The sequence below is a fragment of the Rhizobium sp. Root483D2 genome (assembly GCF_001426685.1).
GTDB classification, from domain to species: domain Bacteria; phylum Pseudomonadota; class Alphaproteobacteria; order Rhizobiales; family Rhizobiaceae; genus Pararhizobium; species Pararhizobium qamdonense.
Genome location: NZ_LMFB01000012.1, coordinates 226,323 through 245,384, shown reverse-complemented (window position 1 = coordinate 245,384; position 19,062 = coordinate 226,323). Strand labels below are relative to the sequence as shown.

The following is a 19,062-nucleotide window of genomic DNA, read 5'->3' as shown; positions in this document are numbered from 1 at the left end:
GTGCTATCCCGTCAAAACGCCCGAATGGTCAATTGCCACCAATGATGATCGTGCCGCCGCCGTCATCGATGCCGCGATAATCCTTGATCACCTGACCGCGCTGGACGGCGTCGATCGGCGACATGGCGCGCGGACCAAGCAGATCCATTGGATTGGAAACCTGTGCCGCAAGGTTTGACTGGCTGGCGCAGCCGAAGTTCTGGTAATTCTTGTTCTCGATGGTGTTGGAGACAAGATCCTTCGGCCAGTTCCCGCACGGGGCGGTCTTGGCGGTGATCGCCGTATAGCTCAGCCGGACCGGCGCTGCATCGCCATCGGCATCGGCCTGATAGCTAACCTCGACCAGGCGGTTGGCCGGGATCCCGGCTCCGACCAGAACGCCGCGGATGTCCTTGCGCAATGACGATGCGGCCTGGGAGTTGGCCGAGCCGCGCGGCAAAAGAATCTGAACCGTGCCGGTTGCGGAATTGGTATAGCTTTGCGCAAAGCCGCGGATGACGTCGCGCGCACCCTTTGTCAGGCGTCTGTCGCTGGATGCCACCGGCACATCGATTGCGTGTTCGGATTCAGCGATCACGATCGGGTGGCGCGTCCGGTAGTCGTCTGGCAGAGCGCCCGTGGACATGCCGTCCCGGTTGGCGCAGCCGGCAAGGCTGGTGCCTGCAACCAGCAATGCGCCGATTGTCAGCAGGCGTGCGAGGCGCACCGGGCCTGCAAAAATATGTGGGCGCATGATCGAGTGCCTTTTCCTATCGCGGTTCTGGATGATCGTCGCTGTCATGTCCGTTCCCGCCTATTTGTAAATGAAGCCGACATTGCCGTGATACTGCCCGGTAGGGGCCGCCTGACGGGTGCCGTAGATACGATTGACTTCACCGAGAAACGCGCCCGACAAATCGTCGGTCGGATTGAAATTGTCATCCGGACGCGACAGGTCGCCGCGCGCCACCGGCTGAACCAGATAGGGCGTTGCGATGATGACCAGTTCGGTCTCGTTGCGAACGAAATCCTTGGAACGGAACAAAGTGCCGAAAATCGGGATTTTCGATACGCCGGGAAGACCGGACATGGCCTGGCGGATATCGTCCTGGACAAGACCACCGATCACGATGGATCCCCCGGAGGGAAGCTCGACGCTGGTCGATGCCTTTCTGCGGCGGATCGACATATAGGTCTGGCCGGGAACATCGACCGCGTTGCCATTGACGACCGAGCCCTGGAACGTGGGCTCCGAAACTTCCGTGGCGATTTCCAGGCTGATGCGGCCAGGCCCCAGAACCACCGGCGTGAAATCCAGCCCGATCCCGTATTCAACGGTTTCGACAGTCCGGCTCAAGACGCCCTTTTCGTCGATTTCCTGCTCGGACGGCAGACGATATTCGCCGCCGACGGAAAAGCTCGCCTTCTTACCGGAAATAGCGGTCAAGCTCGGCTCGGCCAGCGTGCGCATCACGCCCGCCTGCTCCATTGCATTGAAATAACTGGCAAAACCCATGGACCCGGAACCGATCGATCCACCGATCTTGGAGGCAAATGCGTTGACCGCATTGCCAAGATTGGCCGGGTTGCGGAAGGTGATGCCGTTGCCGCTGGTCGAACTCTTGATCGACCCGCTGAAGCCCAGCTGCTTGAGGACCTGACGCGACACCTCGGCCACGGTCACCTTGAGCATGACCTGGTCTTCACCGTCGATCTTCAGAAGATTGACGATTTGGGAGACCTGGCGGCGCTCGGCGAAAATATCCGCGTCGCCATTGTTGCCCTGCGCGGTGATATTGCGCGTGGTTGCCTCGCCGCCCTTGATGAAGGCTTGGGCAAGTTCCTCGACGCGGGTCGAATCCAGCGGTGTACGAACCGTGCCGGTCAGCACGATATTGTCTGAGATGATTTCGACCTTGATATCGGAATCCGGCAGGAAGCGTCTGAAATTGGCTTCCAGGCCGGAAATATCGCGTTCGATCTCCAGGTTGAGACTGACGATTTCCTCGCCGCCTGGACCAAAGACGAAAATGTTGGTTTGGCCGACGGTCTTTCCGAACAGATAGATGCGGCGCGAGCTTCGTGTTACGGCGTCTGCCAGCGTTGGGTCGGCGACCAGAATATCATGTGCATCCCGCGGCAGATCGATCACCACCGCCTTGTTCAGACCCAGCTTGATGGTCTTCGTCACGCCGGGTCCACTATCGACGATGCGCACCAGCGACTGCGACGCCGCTTCGGCGACGAAGGTTCCGGCAGGCAGGCCGGAAAAGGCCATGCAAAAGACCAAACCACCTGTGACAGAGTTCCGAAATCTGTTTCCGATCCGCTTCACGTTCCCCACATGCCCCCGCATCACTTCTGCCCCATGGATGAATTGCCATCGCCCTTGACGATCGAGCCCGATTTGATCACCTGGATCGAGGGCCGCCCGTCGCCGCTCAAGAGATGATCGGCGGCGATCGTGTCCGGCTCCTGGGCATCCGCGACGCTGCGCAGCACCAGCGACAGGCGCTCCGCCATCTGCTGGGCAACCGTCATGACCTTGGATTGATCCGGTGTCAGTTCCAGCGTGGCGGTCGTTCCAACCACGGACTTGGTTCCGTCTTCCTTCTCCTCGACCTGCTGGTCGATGGCGAGAACGCGAACATTGCTGAGAACGGTTTCGGTCAGGAAGTTTTCGTCATTCTTGCGGACCATGATCACGTCCACCCGGTCGTTCGGCAAGATGAACCCGCCAGCGCCGGTCGCCACGGTAATTTCGGTCGCAACAGCGCGTTTTCCGGCTGGCAACAGCGACGACATGATCCGGCTGGACGAATCCGCAATCTTTTCCTGGCGCACCGGTTCGCCGTTGAACATCGGCAGGCGGACGACAACGCCCTGAAGATCGGTCACCGCGTTGGGACGAAGCTCTTCGGTGATCAATCCCTCGACAACACCATCCTTGGGCCAGGAAAGCCAGTGTACGGCATCCGGGCTGAGCCTCGACCCCACGGGGAGACCCTTGCTGGCCACGAGAACATTGACGGTCGGCTCGCGCTCGATCACCGGCTCGGCCGTGCTGATCACGGTTTTGCCGCTGGTCAGCTTGAGTGCCAGCAATCCGGCCAGTCCCGCCGATGCGACAGCCACTGCCAGAATAATAACGCGCACCGGTTTCATGATCTGTCCCTGCAGCCCGAGAATATGTCCGCTGCAGATTGATCAGCAATTGGTGTAATTATAGTTAACGAGACGCTTACATTCGTGGTTAACAAATGATTTGCACCAGAAATGGACATCTGTCCCGCCGCTTGTAGCTGACGGCCGGCGACAATGCCTCAAGATGGTGCAGAAAAATTAACGCAGCTGGGAAAGTGCCGTCAACATCAGCGGCGAGGACGGATAGGCGAGGAACCCGCCAACGCAGATTGCGATACCGTAGGGGATTTTCTTGGCTGTGAACAGCAGATGCGGAACCGGAATTCCGGCGGCAAGGATGGTGTCTTCGCGGCTTCGCAACATCAGGATCATAATGGTCAGCAGACCACCCAGGAATGAGACATAGATGAGAAACTCTATCAGGGACGTGTTGAGGCCGAACCACACGGCGGTAGCCGTCAAAAGCTTGGCATCGCCGCCGCCCATGATGTTCATCGCAAACAGCGTAAAACAAACGGCAAAAACGATCAGACCGGCCGCTAGATGCAGTCCGATCATCGTGACGTCAAAGCCCGTGAAAGGTGCCACCAAGATGAACGCGCCCAACAATATCAGGGGTATCCGATTCGGAATGGTCATGGTGAGCAGATCGGAGATAGCCGCGATGGCCAGGCAAAGCGGCAGGATTACAAAGATAATAGCCTGTGTCATCCTGCTCTCCAAATTGCTGATTTCAATCTACGCAACCGCACTTAAAAAATGGTGAAACACGCTGCGGAAGTACATTCAAGCAGTCGCAATGAAAAAGCCGCTTCCACTGGGAGCGGCTTTCTCAAAATCAAACGGCTTCAAGCATTATTACGGCTGGTTGTTATTAAGCTCGCCGGACAGGTTGGTGAACGTCGTGTTCAACGAGGAACCGAGTGCTGTGGCGCCGCCGATGAGGGCGACAGAGATGAGGGCGGCGATCAGGCCGTATTCGATCGCGGTTGCGCCGGACTCATCCTTCATGAAACGTGCAAAAATCTTGGTCATTGTATCTCTCCTACTTCACTTGTTTGTTCAGCACTGCCGCCAACTGTTTCCGTTGATCGGATGAGCACAACCTACAGAGGGTGAATTGCAATTCGCTTAAGGAAAAGAGTTACCGGAAGATTAACGGTTGGCACCCGTTTTCATGGTAAAAAGGCTGATAATGAGACCTATAAAATGCAATCTTTCTGTTTCCTCTTCATTGTTTGAGAGTGTTTCTCACTTTAAAACGAGCCAAAGGCAGTGATTTAACGCTTCATTCACCAAACCATAGGATGCTGGTTCTATCCGCATCATCAGGACATAGCCATGACATTGCACAATACAGCCATCGGCACGCGATTGCTGACAACGGCCTTCGCAATTCTGGCTTTTACCGCTTCGTTTTCGGCTTTCCCGGCCGCCGCTGAAGACGAGATGCTAACCGTTTTCATGAACCAGGCGCGGGTGCTCAAGCTCGACCGGCCGGTCAGCAAGGTCATCGTCGGCAATTCCGACGTTGCCGATGCCACTGTCGCCGATGCCAAGACCATCGTTCTGACGGGCCGCTCTTTCGGAACGACGAACCTTGTCATCCTCGATACGGATGGAAACGCCATCGTCGATGAGCGCATTCTGGTATCGATCGATGAAGGAAACACCGTGCGGGTGTTTCGCCAGACAGTCCGTTCGGTGCTGTCGTGCACGCCAAATTGCGAAGAGCACGCGACACAAAAGACAACCGCTGCAAATTAGACAGCCGTTTTCCGTGCATTCATGCTGGCATATCAGCAGGGGCTCATGCCGCAGCAAGCGAAGCAGCCAATCCTTATGATTGGGTAATGGTTTCCATTCAAATTATCGCCGTTCCTACATACGAAATATCAACAGTCGCTTCCTAATATGCCTCACCATGGGGCGCATTGCGGAATGGCGAAATGTTGAACGACCAAATTGAAAATACCGTGGCCGTTGAAAGTCACGGTCCTAGCAGAGACCGGCGCAGCCGTGGATTGTTGCGGCGCCTGTGCAAGGACAAAGCCGGCGCATCGGCAATCGAATTTGCCCTTCTCGCCTTGCCTTTCATGCTGGTCATCTTTGCCTCGCTTGAAACATTTACCGCGTTCACCGCTGAGCAGCTTTTCGCCAATGCGACGGAGACGATGGCACGCAAGGTGAGGACCGGCGAGATCAACGCCACCAACACGAGCAAGGAACAGTTCAGAAAAGCCTTCTGCAACGAGATTTCCATCATCATGACCTGCTCGGCGACCGAGGCGAAGACACCATCGAAACTTTTCATCGATGTGCGGAGCTTTGCCACCTTTGCGCAAATCCCGAATGCCATACCCCGGAAAGACGGCAATCTTGATACCAGAGCTTTCGATTTCAACCCCGGCGGTCCGACGACGGTGACCATGGTGCGCGCTTACTATCGCTGGGAAGTCGTCACCGACCTCGTGCGCCCGTTTATCACCAACCTGCGCCCGGCCGGCACCAGCATGCCGAGAGACTATCTGATGGTATCGACGTCCGCCTTCCGCGCCGAAAACTATTGAGGAGCATTCCATGAAGACCATGCGCTATCACAGGGCATTGCTCTCCTGGAAACTGGAGGCTTTCAGTGCCTTCTGGCGTGATCGGAAGGGAACGGGGGCCATCGAATTCGCGATTATCGCTCCCCTGTTGATCATGGCCTATATCGGTTGTTTTGAAATCTCGGTCGGCTTTAACGTCGCCCGGAAAGTCTCGCGCGCCTCCAGCACCGTGGCTGACGTGCTGACACAGATGCAGGCCGTCGATACGACAACGCTTAACGGCATGAAGGACGTCGCCAAGGCCGTCATGTCGCCTTTCCAGATGACGGATCAACAATACACGTTGAAGATGACCGGCATCAAAATGACGGCGCCGGGGCGCGGCGAAGTGGCATGGTCCTATGATCAGGCTGGCAATGCAGCCTACCCCGTCGGCACAGTCGTCAATTTACCCAGCGATATTCCCTCGACCAATACGTTCCTCGTCCGGTCGGAACTGGACGTTCCCCACAAAATCCTGCTCTTTGCACCGGGTCTCTCCTCAAGCACGCTGAACAGCGTCAAGATTTCCCGCACCACCTTCATGCGCCAGCGCCTCGGCACCGAGATAAAATGCAGCAATTGCCCGGCCTTCAAGTAGGATTTTCCTGCTGCGCGGATAATATTGCGGATTCAGGAAAGGAACCACCATCCGGCATATTGCGTATTTGCAATATGCACCGCCCCGGCGTATTTCTGCGCGCTTTCACCTGCGCTGTAGCTGCGTCAGTTGAAAATCATATTCGTACTGCCGCTGCGGCAGCATTTCTGGGTGGTTTATGGCGCGTGCCTTTCTCTTTGTTCTTGATTCCTTCGGCATAGGCGGGGCGCCGGATGCGGCCGAATTCGGTGATGATGGCGCCGATACGCTTGGCCATATCGCCGAATTCTGTGCAGCGGGTGCCGGCGACCGGCAAGGGCTACGAGAAGGACCGCTGACGCTGCCCAATATGGCGGCGCTCGGGCTCTTGCATGCCGCCAAACTCGCCAACAAACGCCTCCCCGCCGGCATGCCGCTGCCGGAGCGGGTGTTCGGGCTCTACGGTGCGGCCAGCGAAGTGTCGCGCGGCAAGGACACGCCATCCGGCCATTGGGAGATCGCCGGAACGCCCGTTGCCTTCGAGTGGGGCTATTTCCCGGCGCAAGGCGACGCTTTCCCGGCGGACCTGGTCGAAGCGATCTGCCGCGAGGGCGGCGTGCCGGGCATTCTCGGCAATTGCCATGCCTCGGGCACCGATATCATTGCCCAATACGGCCAGGAGCATATGCGCACAGGCAAGCCGATCTGTTACACGTCCTCGGATTCCGTGTTCCAGATCGCCGCGCACGAGCAGTCCTTCGGGCTTGAGCGGTTGCTTGAATTCTGCCAAACCGTGCGGCGCCTGCTCGACGACTACAATATCGGCCGCGTCATCGCCCGGCCCTTCGTTGGGACCACGCCCAAGGACTTCGTGCGCACCGGCAACCGCCGCGACTATTCGGTTCTGCCGCCGGAACCGACGCTGCTCGACCGGTTGAAAGAGGCTGGCCGTACGGTGCATGCCGTCGGCAAGATCGCCGATATCTTCGCCCATCAGGGTATCACCCGGATGATCAAGGCGAACGGCAATATGGAACTGTTCGAGGCGACGCTGAAAACAATGGACGAAGCCGAAGACGGTGATCTGGTTTTCACCAATTTCGTCGATTTCGACATGCTCTACGGTCATCGCCGCGATGTGCCGGGTTATGCCGCAGCGCTTGAGGCTTTCGACCAGCGGCTTCCGGATCTCGACCGCAAGCTGAAACCCGGCGACATCGTCATCCTGACGGCTGACCATGGTTGCGATCCAACCTGGCGCGGCACTGACCATACGCGCGAGCGCGTGCCGATCCTGGTCTTCGGGCCGGGTATCCGCACCCGCTCGATCGGCGTCCTGCCGAGCTTTGCCGGGATTGGCGAGACGATTGCCAAACATCTGGGCCTTGCGCCAGGCCTTCATGGGAGAAGTTTTCTGTGACCGCATATTTGAAAAAAGCCGAACTGCACTGCCATATCGAGGGCGCCGCCCAACCGGCGCTCGCCCAGATCATGGCGCAAAAATACAATGTCGATATCAGCGGCATCATCAAGGACGGCGCCTATGTCTGGGCAGACTTTACCCAGTTCTTGAAATGTTATGATGCCGTCGCCGAGCTTTTCCGCACGGAGGAAGACTATGCGCTTCTGGCCGAGACCTATCTGAGCGAACTTGCCGCGGCAGGCACGATCTACAGCGAGATCATCGTGTCCCCCGATCACGGCAATACGATCGGCATCGGCAGCGATGCTTATATTCGCGGGCTGGCCGCAGGCATCGAGGCGGCCAAAGAAAAGACCGGCATCGAAGGCCGGATGATCATCACCATCATCCGGCATATGGGGCCAGACGCTGCCGAGCGTACCGCGCTTTATGCGGCCAGGCGCGACCATCCGCTGGTCACCGGTTTCAACCTTGCCGGCGACGAGCGCATGCACACGGTTGCGGATTTTTCCCGCGCCTTCGATATCGCCCGCGATTGCGGGCTGGGCCTTACCATCCACGCCGGCGAGATGGCCGGTGCTTCGAGCGTGCGCGATGCGCTCGATCACGTTCGCCCGGCGCGCATCAGCCACGGCGTGCGGGCGATCGAGGATGCGGATCTCGTCAGGCGCATTGCGAGCGAGGGTATCGTGCTGGAAACATGCCCCGGGTCCAACGTTTCGCTGCAGGTCTTTGCGGACTTCGCCGCGCATCCCTTGCACGCACTTCATGCGGCCGGATGCCGGGTGACGCTGAATTCGGACGATCCGCCGTTCTTCCATACGTCGCTGAAACAGGAATATGAGATCGCCTCGCAGGTGATGGGCTTTTCCGATGACGAGATCAACGGCATGACCCGCACGGCGATCGAGGCGGCCTTCGTCGATGAACCCACGCGTGCACGCCTTCTCGCCTCTCTCTGAGACGAAGCTGCGTGCCTCTCATGAAACCGCTCGGCTGGGGATGACGCCGGAAAGCGCCGCTCAGGCCTTGCGGCGTCTCGCCTTTCCATGAAAAAAGAATTTAAATCCAAATTCCGCAGGAGGGCTTGGCCATGGACGGCGTTACAGTCATCAATCACCCGCTTGTTCAGCACAAGCTGACCATCATGCGCAAGAAGGAGACCTCGACAGCAGGCTTCCGCCGCTTGCTGCGCGAAATCTCCACGCTGCTCTGCTACGAGGTCACCCGCGATCTCGAACTGACAATGGAAACCATCGAAACGCCGATGGAGACCATCCAGGCACCGGTGCTCGAGGGCAAGAAGCTGGTGTTCGCCTCGATCCTGCGCGCCGGAAACGGTCTTCTGGAGGGCATGCTGGAACTGGTGCCTTCCGCGCGCGTCTCGCATGTCGGCGTCTACCGCGATCATGAAACGCTGGAAGCGGTCGAATATTATTTCAAGGCACCGGAAGCCATGTCCGAGCGGCTGGTCATCGTCGTCGATCCGATGCTGGCGACCGGCAATTCCTCGATTGCCGCCATCGACAAACTGAAGGAGCGCGGCGCGAAGAACCTGCGTTTTCTCTGCCTGCTGGCAGCGCCCGAAGGCATCAAAAATTTCCAGGCGGCACATCCGGACGTGCCGATCTTTACCGCGTCAATCGACAGCCACCTCAACGAACAGGGCTATATCGTGCCGGGTCTCGGCGATGCCGGCGACCGGATGTACGGCACCAAGTAAAGTCAAACAGCGGGCCATACTTGGCGGGACACGGACCGGAAATGTCTTGCCGGTTCTTTAACCAGTTTCACAACTCGGCACATGGCCGCCGGAAAATCCGGCGGCTTTTTGCATCCTGTTAGCAGGCGTCATGCTTAGCTCTTGCGAGGTTACGCGTGGAGTTGATCAATGCTGGGTCGCATGGCTGTGTTTGCGGGAGGCATCGTTGCCGCTGCCTTGGTGCTGCCAGGGCTTGCGACCTCCTATCTTGAGCGGCCGCAGGCCGCAACCGTTGCCCAACCGGTAAATGCAAGCCCGGCGGCATATACCGGCGGCCGGAGCGTGGTGCTGCCGCCAGGCCCCGGCGGGCATTTCCTCGCCACCTTCACCATCAACGGCCGCAAGGCGGATGGCATGGTCGATACCGGCGCCAGCATGATCGCCATCAACATATCCACCGCGCGACGGCTGGGAATCTCGACGGGATCCTTGTCCTTCACCGCCAGGGCCAATACGGCAAACGGCATCGTCAAGGGCGCTGCCGTCATGCTCGATCGCGTCGAGATCGGGACGATCGCGGTCAAGGATGTCCAGGCGATGGTGCTGCCCGACAAATCGCTGTCGGGCATGCTGGTCGGCATGAGTTTTCTGAACAAGCTCTCGTCCTATAAGGTCGAGAACGGTGCCTTGCACCTTACACGCTGATCTTTGAAACGATCACTGGCCGCTCCGGCACGGCGTCATCGCCGATCGCGTAGATTTCCTGTAGCCGCGCCCGCGCTTTAAACGCCGCATCGTCGCTGGCGGCATGAATCAGCGCAAACGGCTCGCCCTTTTCGACCTTTGTTCCCAACGGCTTCAGGCCGCTGAAGCCGACACGGTGATCGATCGCCTCGTCCGGCCGTGTGCGGCCGCCCCCGAGTGCAATCACCTCCATCCCGATATCGCGGGCATTGCAGGTGTGCAGATAGCCGTCACACGGCGCCTCGACGGGGAGAAGGACCGGCGCCTTGACCAAATATGCCTGCGGACGCTCGATGAAATCGGCAGGGCCGCCCAGCATATGAACCATGCGGCCAAACCGCTCCAGGGCAGCGCCGCTTCTCAGCGCGCGGCCGGCAAGGTCTGCACCCTCCGTGGGGCTGGCTGCAACGCCGGAGGTCATCAGCATTTCGGCGGCGAAGGTCATGACCACGGCTTCCAGGCGGGTGCCGGATTTTTCGCCCCGCAGGAAGGCAACGCAGTTTTCGATTTCGACGGCGTTGCCGGCCGCATCGGCGAGCGGTTCGTTCATGTCCGTGATCAGCGCCGTCGTCTTGACGCCCGCACCATTGGCGACACCGACCAGCGAGCGCGCCAGCGTTTCGGCCTCCTCAAGCCCTACCATGAAGGCGCCATTGCCGATCTTGACGTCGAGCACCAGCGATTGCAGCCCGGCGGCGAGCTTCTTCGACAGGATCGAGGCGGTGATCAGCGGCACGGAATCGACCGTCGCGGTCACGTCGCGAATGGCGTATAGGCGCCGGTCGGCGGGTGCAAGATCGGCGGTCTGGCCGATGATGGCGCAGCCGGCGTCCTTAACTGTCCGGCGAAACACCGCTTCGGAGGGCTTGATATCGTAGCCGGGGATCGATTCCAGCTTGTCGAGCGTGCCGCCGGTATGGCCAAGGCCACGGCCGGAAATCATCGGCACGGCGAGGCCGCATGCCGCCACGATTGGCGCCAGCATCAGGGAAACGTTATCGCCGACACCGCCAGTCGAATGCTTGTCGGCAACGGGGCGGCCGATATCCGCGAAGGACAGCACATCGCCGCTATCGCGCATGGCAAGCGTCAGCGCCACCGTTTCCTCAAGGCTCATGCCGGAGAACCACACGGCCATGGCGAAGGCCGCCACCTGCCCCTCGGAGATCGATCCGTCCGTGAGACCACGGATGAAAGCGGCAATGTCGGCTCCCTCAAGCGATTCGCCGTTGCGCTTGCGCCGGATGACCTCCTGCGGGATCATGATCAATAGGCCGTCGCGCCGGCCACCGGCTCGCGGCCTTCCAGCACCGAGAGGATGTCGGTGAGCAGGCCGGAAGCGCCGAAGCGGAAGGTCGAGGGCATCGGCCAGTCGGGGCTGTGGATCGTTGCGGCAAGAGTGAGATAGAGGCGGGCGTCGCCGACGGTGCGAACGCCACCGGCCGGCTTGAAGCCAACCTTGCGGCCGCTTTCGCGGATGCAGGTCAGCATGATATCCGCCGCCTCGAGCGTTGCGTTCACAGCGACCTTGCCGGTCGATGTCTTGATGAAATCGGCGCCTTCCTGAATGGCGATATGGGAGGCGTTGCGGATCAGGCCGCGATCCTTCAATTCTCCGGTCTCCAGAATGGTCTTGAGCAGCACTGGCGAAGGGCATTCCTTGCGCACCTCGGAAATCATGGTGCGCACCGCCTGTTCATCGCCGGCCATGAAGGCGCGATAGGGAATGACCAGATCGATTTCATCGGCGCCATCTTCAATCGCCTGCCGCGTTTCGGCCAGCACCGTTTCGACCGGCAGGTCGCCGGAGGGGAAATTGACGACGGTGGCGATCTTGACTGCGCTGCCCGCCCCCAGAATGCTGCGGGCCTGGGCCACGAAACGCGGCCAGATGCAGATCGCCGCCGTATGGCCATGCGACGTGCGGGCCATGGCGCAGAGCTTGTCGATCGCCGCCGGCGTGCAGTCGTCGGAGAGGTCGGTGAGATCGAGCAGTGACAGCGCGAGCGCGGCTATCTGGCGATTGGAGGCTTCGAGCATCATGGTGTCCGTCCATTTCTAGATCGCGATCAATCGTGAGCGGGCCTGCGGCTGATCACGAACGGTTGTTCTAGAGCGCTTCATCTGCAAACGGAAGCACTTCTGTTGGCTTGAGAGGAGCGCGCAACCGGTCCAGCGCGGCCAAAGGTGGAGAACCCCGTCGTGCTACGCCGAGATCATTTCAGTGAGGATGGACGCCAGACGGGCGCCGCCGATGGGGGCCATGTCCTTTGTTTCGTGGTGGCTGAGCTCGCCACCGGTCATGCCTGCGCCGAAATTGGTGATGACCGAGGCGGCAGCGACCTTCAGGCCGAAGAACCGGGCGAGGATGACTTCCGGCACGGTCGACATGCCGACCGCATCGGCGCCGAGAATGCGGGCCATGCGGATTTCCGCCGGCGTTTCGAAATTCGGCCCGGAAAACCACATATAGACGCCGGAACCGAGCGGAATATCCAGCTTGATGGCCGCAGCGCGCATGCGCTCAGCCAGTTCGGTATCATAGGCGGAGGTCAGCCCGACGAAGCGATCGTCGCTATCGACGCCGATCAGCGGGCTGGTGCCGGAAAAATTGATGTGATCGGTGATCTGCATCACCGAGCCCGGCGGCAGGTCTTCGCGCAGCGACCCCGCCGAATTGGTGAGGATCAGCGTTTCGACGCCCAGCGCCTTCAATGTCTCGATCGGCGTGCGCATCGCATTGGCATCACCACGCTCATAGAAATGCACCCGGCCGGACAGGACGATGACGGGGACGCCGCCGATCGTGCCAGCGACCAGTTCGCCGGCATGCCCCGATACCGCACTGACAGGAAAACCAGGAATATCCGCATAGGATATCCGCATGGGATCGGCGACCGCCGCAACCAGCGATCCGAGCCCGGAGCCGAGCACGATGCCGTAACGCGGCGAAAGGCCGGAAAGCCTGGCCTTTAGCAGCTCTGCGGCCGCCGTCATCCGAAGACCTCGGTCTCGAACGAATGCGGCAGGAGATCAGCCATGGAGAGCGTCTTTTTCACACCCGTCTCATCGCAGAGGAAAATGCGGGTGCTGGCACCGGAAAATTCCGCCAGCCGCTGGCGGCAGCCGCCGCAGGGCGGGCAAAGCGCCAGCTTTTCGGCAATCACCGCGACCTCGACGATCTTGCGCTGACCGGCCATGACCATATGGCTGATCGCCGTCGTCTCCGCACACCAGCCCTCGGGAAAGGACAGGTTCTCGATATTGGCGCCAGTATAGATCCGGCCGTCCTCGGCGCGGATCGCGGCGCCGACGGGGAATTTCGAATAGGGCGCATGGGCTTTCGCCATGGCCTCGCGGGCTGCCTCGAAAAGTTCGTTTTCCACGGTCAGCGCTCCTTCACATAGGGTACACCCCCTGCCTTGGGCGGGATCGCCTTGCCGATGAAGCCGGCAAGCAGGATGACCGTGAGGATATAGGGCAGCGCCTGCATCAATTGTACCGGCACCTGGCCGATCAGCGGCAACGGGTTGCCCTGCAGGCGAATAGCGAGCGCATCGAGGAAGCCGAAGAGAAGGCAGGCCAGCATGATGTTGACCGGACGCCATTTGGCAAAGATCAAGGCGGCCAGCGCGATATAACCCTTGCCGGCCGTCATGCCCTTGACGAAGCCGGCACTCATGGCCAGCGACAGATAGGCCCCGGCAAAGCCACAGAGAATGCCGCAGCAGATGACGGCGCGGTACCGCAGCCAGATCACCGAAATGCCGGCCGTATCCACCGCGCTCGGATTTTCGCCGACGGCGCGAAGGCGCAGGCCAAAGCGGGTGCGGTAGAGAATCCACCAGCTGAACGGCACCAGCGCGAAGGCGACATAGGTGAGGATGAAATGGCCCGACAAAAGCTCGGAATAGATCGGCCCGAGAAACGGCACGTCGCGCACCGCATCGGCAAAGGGCAGCGTGACCGTCTGGAAGCGGGCATCGCCCGATAGTGCCGGCGTGCGGCCGCCCTGGCGGAACCAGGCTTCGCCGAGAATGACGGTAGAGCCTGCGACGATGAAATTGATCGCAACGCCGGACACGATCTGGCTGCCGCGCTGGGTGATCGAGGCATAGCCGTGGACCAGAGATAACAGCACGGAAATCAGGATGGCGGCCAGAAGCCCCATCATCACATTGCCGGTTACGGCGGCGACGGCACCGGCGGCAAAGGCGGCGCCGAGCATCTTGCCCTCAAGGCCGATGTCGAACACCCCTGCCCGCTCGGTAAACAGGCCGGCCAGCGCTGCAAAGATCAGCGGAACGGAAACCCGGATGGTCGATTCGAGGATCGCGATGATCGTGTGGAAAAGATCCATGGCTCAGGCTCCCCTTGTCTGCGCGGCAACGGCGGAACGGCGGCCGATGCCGGCAAAGGCGCGGCCGATCGCCGGGCGGAACATGTTTTCCAGCGCTCCGGCAAAGAGAATGACCAGGCCCTGGATGATGACGATCATGTCGCGCGAGATGGCCGGCATTTCGAAGGCGATTTCGGCGCCGCCCTGATAGAGCATGCCGAACAGGACCGCAGCCGGGATGATGCCGGCCGGATGCGAGCGGCCCATCAGCGCCACCGCGATGCCGACGAAACCGGCCCCCTGCACGAAATCCAGCTGCATGCGGTATTGCTCGCCCATGATCGGGTTGAGCGCCATCATGCCTGCGAGACCGCCCGAGATCATCATGACGATGACGATAATGCGCGCCTCCCCGATCCCGGCATAGCGCGCCGCCGATGGACTGTGGCCCATGGTGCGCATTTCGTAGCCGAGCTTGGTGCGCCAGATCAGCACCCAGACGCCGAAGGCGGCGAGAAGAGCCAGCAGAAAGGAGACATTGAACGGCGAATTGCCGAGATTGAGCCCGAAGATCGACATCAGCCAGTCCAGCTTCGGCAACTGCCCGCCCGCCTCGAAGGTGCGGGTCTGCGGCGCCATCTGGCCAAGCGGCTTCAGCACCCGGGTCAGGAGATAGACCATCAGGCTGGAGGCGATGAAATTGAACATGATGGTGGTGATGACCACGTGGCTGCCGCGCTTGGCCTGCAGCCAGCCGGGCAGGAAGGCCCAGAGTGCGCCAAATGCGGCCGACCCGATGATCGCCAGCGGAAACACCACGAACCAGGGCATGGTCTTGTCGAGCCAGAGACAGGCGAGCGCCACGCCGATGCCGCCAATATAGGCCTGCCCCTCACTGCCGATATTGAACAGGCCGGCATGGAAGGCGACAGCGACCGAGAGGCCTGTGAAGATGAAGGTCGTGGCATAATACAGCGTGAAGCCGATATATTCGCCGCGGCCAAAGGCGCCGGTGATCATGTAATAGGCGGCATCCAGCGGATTTTCGCCCACAAGCAGCACGACGAGCCCGGCGACCAGGAAGGCAACGGCCAGATTGAGCACCGGGATCAGGATATATTCGGCCCAGGCCGGCAGTTTTGCATAGGGATTGCTCATTCGGCGGCCTCCTTGCGGCCTTCGACACCGGCCATCAACAGGCCGAGTTCCCCTTCGGTCGCATCCGGATCGCGCTCGCCGACGACACGGCCGGCAAACATGACGATGATACGGTCGGACAGGGCGCGGATTTCATCGAGTTCGACGGAGACGAGCAGGACAGCCTTGCCCTGGTCCCGCATCTCGATGATCCGTTTGTGGATGAATTCGATGGCGCCGACATCGACGCCGCGCGTCGGCTGGCCGATGATCAGGACGTCGGGCCCACGCTCCATCTCGCGCGCCAGAACGATCTTCTGCTGGTTGCCGCCGGAAAAATTGGCGGTCTTTAGCCGGGGATTGGGCGGCCTGATATCGTATTTTTTGATCTTTTCCTCGGCATCCGCCTGGATCGCCTTGGTATTGAGGAAGACGCCGTTGAGGTAACGCTTGTCGTGGTGGTAGCCGAGGATACCGTTTTCGGCCTCCTCGAATTTCAACACGAGCCCGACATGGTGGCGGTCTTCCGGCACATGGGCGAGCCCCCTGTCGCGCAAGTCGCGCGGATCGACATGGGCGGTGACGTCGATCGGCTCGCCGTTGAGCAGAACCCTGCCGCCGACAGCCTTGCGGATGCCCGAGATCGCTTCCAGCAGTTCGGACTGACCATTGCCCGCCACCCCGGCAATGCCGACGATTTCGCCGGCGCGCAGGTTGAACGAGACATTATCGACCATGGTGACGCCGCGGCCATCGCGCACCGTCAGGTTTTCGACCGCAAGCTTGACCTCACCGGGATTGGCCTCGCCCTTTTCGACCCGCAACAGCACGCGGCGTCCAACCATCAGCTCGGCCAGTTCCTCGACTGAGGTTTCCCTGGTTTTGCGCGTCGCCACCATCTCGCCGCGGCGCATGACGGACACCTCGTCGGTGATCGCCATGATCTCGCGCAGCTTGTGGGTGATGAAGATGATGGTCTTGCCCTGATCCTTCAACTGACCAAGAATGCGGAACAGGTGATCGGCCTCGGGCGGCGTCAAAACCCCCGTCGGCTCGTCGAGAATGAGGATATCGGCCCGGCGGTAGAGCGCCTTCAGGATTTCGACGCGCTGCTGCAGCCCGACCGGCAATTCCTCGATCAGGGCGTCCGGATTGACCTCCAGCGCATATTCCTTTTCCAGCCGCTTCAGCTCGACGCGGGCCTTGGAAATGCTGGTATTGAGGATCTGGCTTTCCTCGGCGCCGAGCATGACATTCTCGAGCACGGTGAAATTCTCGACCAGCATGAAATGCTGGTGCACCATGCCGATGCCGCTGGCGATCGCCGCGTTCGGATCCTTGATCGTCACGGTCTTGCCGTCGATGACGATATCGCCCCTGTCGGCCTGGTAGAAGCCGTAGAGGATCGACATCAGGGTCGATTTGCCGGCGCCGTTTTCACCGATAATGCCGTGAATGGTGCCCTTGCGAACGGTCAGGTTGATATTCTTATTGGCATGGACAAGGCCAAAGCTCTTGTCGATGCCACGCAACTCGATGGCAATATCGCTCATATTGACCCATGTTCCCCAAGCCGGCCCGGTTTTCTCCGAATTGACAGCGGAATCCCGGGCATCGATTTTTTTACCAATTGGTTAAGTTTAGCATCGAAATCCGGGCGCGTAAGTCAAAAAATCAAAAGCCCATCCGCTCTTCCCAGATCATTCCAGATCATTGCGGAGAGTCCAGCGCGATTTACGCACTTTCCGGCGAAACGCAATATCCCTGTGCGCGAGACTGTATCGATGATGTGGATATGATAGGGGATGGCATACGCATGTACGGCTGCCGTGAAGGAAAAAACCATGAGCAATGACAGCGAGCGCCTCATCCAGCTCGAGGAAACGATCGCGCATCAGGCAAAGACGATCGAGGAATTGTCCGACCAGTTGACGCAGCAATGGACCGTGGTCGAGCAAGTCCGGGCCAAGCTCGACCGCCTGACCGAGCGCTTCCTCAGCCTTGAGGAACAAAGCATCGAGGCGCCCGCCAATACACGTCCGCCGCATTATTGAGCGGGCATGCGAACCCACCTCAACCCCCTTGTGGGGAGAGGTTGGGGAGCGTCTTTTAAAGACTTCCAAACAATAAAAAAGCCGCCAGTCCCAGAGACCGGCGGCGCCTTCATTCAATCCGTTTGCGGATCAATAGGGGCAGGCTTCATCCGACATGTAGTCGTGAACCGCAACCGTACCGGCAACGATGTCGGCCTTGACCTTATCGACGGCGGTCAGCATTTCAGGCGTGATCAGCGCCTTGTTGTTGTCGTCGAGCGCAAAGCCGACGCCATCTTCCTTGAGGCCGAGGTTGGAGGCGCCGAATTCGAACTTGTCATCCTTTGCGGCCTTGAAGGCTTCGTAGACGGCAACATCGACGCGCTTGAGCATCGAGGTCAGGACCTTGCCAGGCTGGAGCGCGTTCTGGTTTGAGTCAACGCCGATGCCGAGCTTGCCTGCATCCGCAGCCGCCTGGAGCACACCGACACCGGTGCCGCCGGCAGCGTGATAGACGACGTCGGAGCCCTGATCGATCTGCGACTTGGCGATTTCGCCGCCCTTGACCGGGTCGTTCCAGGCATCCGGTGTCGTGCCCGTATAGGCTTCGAGTACCTTGACGTCAGCACCGGTGGACTTTGCGCCACCGATGTAACCACAGGCGAACTTGTGGATCAGCGGGATATCCATGCCGCCGACGAAGCTGACGGTCTTCGACTTGGATGCAAGACCGGCGAGAACGCCGACGAGATACGAGCCTTCCTGTTCCTTGAAGACGATTGACTTGACGTTCGGCTTGTCGACGACCGTGTCGATGATGGCGAATTTCGTGTCGGGATATTCGGCGGCCAGCTTTTCGAGCGGCGGCGCCCAGTTGAAACCGACGATCACGATCGGGTTGTTGCCGTCGCCGGCGAAGCGGCGCAGTGCCTGCTCGCGCTGGGCATCGTTGCTGATTTCGAACTCGCGATATTCAATGCCGGTTTCGGTCTTGAATTTTTCCGCGCCGTTGAAGGCTGCTTCGTTGAAGGATTTGTCGAACTTGCCGCCGAGATCGAAGATCAGCGCCGGCTTGATGTCTGCGGCAAGCGCCGTGGCCGACATCATCGAAAAAGCAAGGAGACCGAGGAGGGTTTTTTTCATTGTGCAGCCCTGTTGTTGCTATTGATCTTGTTGGGTCCTCCCGCAAGCTCCTCTACGGGAGCATGTCTGCGGAACCACCACTCCCGTGAAGGGATGTCTGGCTGGCGCGCATCCTTACATGCCTCAAATCAAAATTCACCCGAAATTTTTCAATTGGTAAAAAAAGGTAAATAGCCCAAAAACCTGGCAAAATTATCGTTTTGCGGTGATTTTTTGTGCACGGGCCATCGGCCCTATCAACGCAAAAGGG

21 protein-coding genes are annotated in these 19,062 nt (G+C 59.8%); 8 read left to right on the top strand and 13 right to left on the bottom strand.

Annotated elements, in window-relative coordinates; genetic code table 11:
* Positions 1-28: 28 nt before the first annotated feature.
* From ASD32_RS10725 to ASD32_RS10705, 5 genes are all read right to left on the bottom strand, one after another.
* Positions 29-733 (bottom strand): CpaD family pilus assembly protein, encoded by a 705-nt coding sequence (locus ASD32_RS10725; protein WP_060638004.1) that lies wholly within the window; start codon positions 731-733, stop codon positions 29-31.
* A gap of 60 nt (positions 734-793) precedes the next feature.
* Positions 794-2,314 (bottom strand): type II and III secretion system protein family protein, encoded by a 1,521-nt coding sequence (locus ASD32_RS10720; protein WP_156383139.1) that lies wholly within the window; start codon positions 2,312-2,314, stop codon positions 794-796.
* Positions 2,315-2,334: 20 nt separating this feature from the next.
* Positions 2,335-3,144: a Flp pilus assembly protein CpaB gene (gene cpaB, locus ASD32_RS10715; protein WP_060638002.1), complete on the bottom strand. Its 810-nt coding sequence runs from the start codon at positions 3,142-3,144 to the stop codon at positions 2,335-2,337.
* Positions 3,145-3,321: 177 nt separating this feature from the next.
* Complete coding sequence (locus tag ASD32_RS10710; RefSeq protein ID WP_060638001.1) at positions 3,322-3,834, bottom strand: prepilin peptidase; 513 nt, start codon at positions 3,832-3,834, stop codon at positions 3,322-3,324.
* A gap of 147 nt (positions 3,835-3,981) precedes the next feature.
* Positions 3,982-4,158: a Flp family type IVb pilin gene (locus tag ASD32_RS10705; RefSeq protein ID WP_060638000.1), complete on the bottom strand. Its 177-nt coding sequence runs from the start codon at positions 4,156-4,158 to the stop codon at positions 3,982-3,984.
* A 306-nt stretch (positions 4,159-4,464) separates the two neighbouring features.
* Here ASD32_RS10705 and ASD32_RS10700 point away from each other — a divergent pair, with 306 nt between their 5' ends.
* From ASD32_RS10700 to ASD32_RS10670, 7 genes are all read left to right on the top strand, one after another.
* A complete protein-coding gene (locus tag ASD32_RS10700) occupies positions 4,465-4,890 on the top strand; it encodes a pilus assembly protein N-terminal domain-containing protein (RefSeq protein WP_082546731.1) in 426 nt (141 codons plus the stop codon).
* A gap of 182 nt (positions 4,891-5,072) precedes the next feature.
* Entirely contained in the window at positions 5,073-5,693 is a 621-nt protein-coding gene (locus ASD32_RS10695; protein WP_082546730.1) for a TadE/TadG family type IV pilus assembly protein, read from the top strand.
* Between the two features lie 10 nt (positions 5,694-5,703).
* A complete protein-coding gene (locus ASD32_RS10690; protein WP_082546729.1) occupies positions 5,704-6,312 on the top strand; it encodes a TadE/TadG family type IV pilus assembly protein in 609 nt (202 codons plus the stop codon).
* Positions 6,313-6,490: 178 nt separating this feature from the next.
* A complete protein-coding gene (locus ASD32_RS10685) occupies positions 6,491-7,711 on the top strand; it encodes a phosphopentomutase (RefSeq protein WP_060637999.1) in 1,221 nt (406 codons plus the stop codon).
* Complete coding sequence (locus tag ASD32_RS10680) at positions 7,708-8,676, top strand: adenosine deaminase (protein WP_060637998.1); 969 nt, start codon at positions 7,708-7,710, stop codon at positions 8,674-8,676. Before ASD32_RS10685 ends, ASD32_RS10680 begins: the two co-directional genes overlap by 4 nt.
* Positions 8,677-8,807: 131 nt before the next feature.
* Entirely contained in the window at positions 8,808-9,437 is a 630-nt protein-coding gene (upp, locus tag ASD32_RS10675) for a uracil phosphoribosyltransferase (protein ID WP_060638164.1), read from the top strand.
* A 168-nt stretch (positions 9,438-9,605) separates the two neighbouring features.
* The gene (locus ASD32_RS10670; RefSeq protein ID WP_060637997.1) at positions 9,606-10,121 is read left to right on the top strand and encodes a TIGR02281 family clan AA aspartic protease; all 516 of its coding nucleotides are present in this window, start codon (positions 9,606-9,608) and stop codon (positions 10,119-10,121) included.
* Here ASD32_RS10670 and deoA read toward each other — a convergent pair.
* The 7 genes from deoA to ASD32_RS10635 form a co-directional block, all read right to left on the bottom strand.
* Positions 10,111-11,430, bottom strand: a complete 1,320-nt coding sequence (deoA, locus tag ASD32_RS10665; RefSeq protein ID WP_060637996.1) for a thymidine phosphorylase — start codon at positions 11,428-11,430, stop codon at positions 10,111-10,113. The genes ASD32_RS10670 and deoA overlap by 11 nt on opposite strands.
* Positions 11,427-12,200 (bottom strand): deoxyribose-phosphate aldolase, encoded by a 774-nt coding sequence (gene deoC / locus ASD32_RS10660; RefSeq protein ID WP_060638163.1) that lies wholly within the window; start codon positions 12,198-12,200, stop codon positions 11,427-11,429. The genes deoA and deoC overlap by 4 nt, the downstream gene beginning before the upstream one ends.
* 165 nt (positions 12,201-12,365) lie before the next feature.
* The gene (locus ASD32_RS10655) at positions 12,366-13,157 is read right to left on the bottom strand and encodes a purine-nucleoside phosphorylase (RefSeq protein ID WP_060637995.1); all 792 of its coding nucleotides are present in this window, start codon (positions 13,155-13,157) and stop codon (positions 12,366-12,368) included.
* A complete protein-coding gene (locus tag ASD32_RS10650; RefSeq protein ID WP_162252658.1) occupies positions 13,154-13,546 on the bottom strand; it encodes a cytidine deaminase in 393 nt (130 codons plus the stop codon). Before ASD32_RS10650 ends, ASD32_RS10655 begins: the two co-directional genes overlap by 4 nt.
* A 2-nt stretch (positions 13,547-13,548) precedes the next feature.
* Positions 13,549-14,520 carry an ABC transporter permease gene (locus ASD32_RS10645; RefSeq protein ID WP_060637994.1) on the bottom strand — a complete coding sequence of 324 codons (972 nt, stop codon included), beginning with the start codon at positions 14,518-14,520 and terminating at the stop codon, positions 13,549-13,551.
* A 3-nt stretch (positions 14,521-14,523) separates the two neighbouring features.
* Complete coding sequence (locus ASD32_RS10640; protein ID WP_060637993.1) at positions 14,524-15,657, bottom strand: ABC transporter permease; 1,134 nt, start codon at positions 15,655-15,657, stop codon at positions 14,524-14,526.
* Positions 15,654-17,189 (bottom strand): ABC transporter ATP-binding protein, encoded by a 1,536-nt coding sequence (locus ASD32_RS10635; protein WP_060637992.1) that lies wholly within the window; start codon positions 17,187-17,189, stop codon positions 15,654-15,656. Before ASD32_RS10635 ends, ASD32_RS10640 begins: the two co-directional genes overlap by 4 nt.
* Before the next feature lie 291 nt (positions 17,190-17,480).
* Between ASD32_RS10635 and ASD32_RS10630 the strand changes: the two genes are divergently transcribed.
* Complete coding sequence (locus tag ASD32_RS10630; RefSeq protein WP_060637991.1) at positions 17,481-17,690, top strand: SlyX family protein; 210 nt, start codon at positions 17,481-17,483, stop codon at positions 17,688-17,690.
* Positions 17,691-17,819: 129 nt separating this feature from the next.
* Here ASD32_RS10630 and ASD32_RS10625 read toward each other — a convergent pair whose 3' ends face one another.
* Complete coding sequence (locus tag ASD32_RS10625) at positions 17,820-18,812, bottom strand: BMP family ABC transporter substrate-binding protein (protein ID WP_060637990.1); 993 nt, start codon at positions 18,810-18,812, stop codon at positions 17,820-17,822.
* Positions 18,813-19,062: the final 250 nt, after the last annotated feature.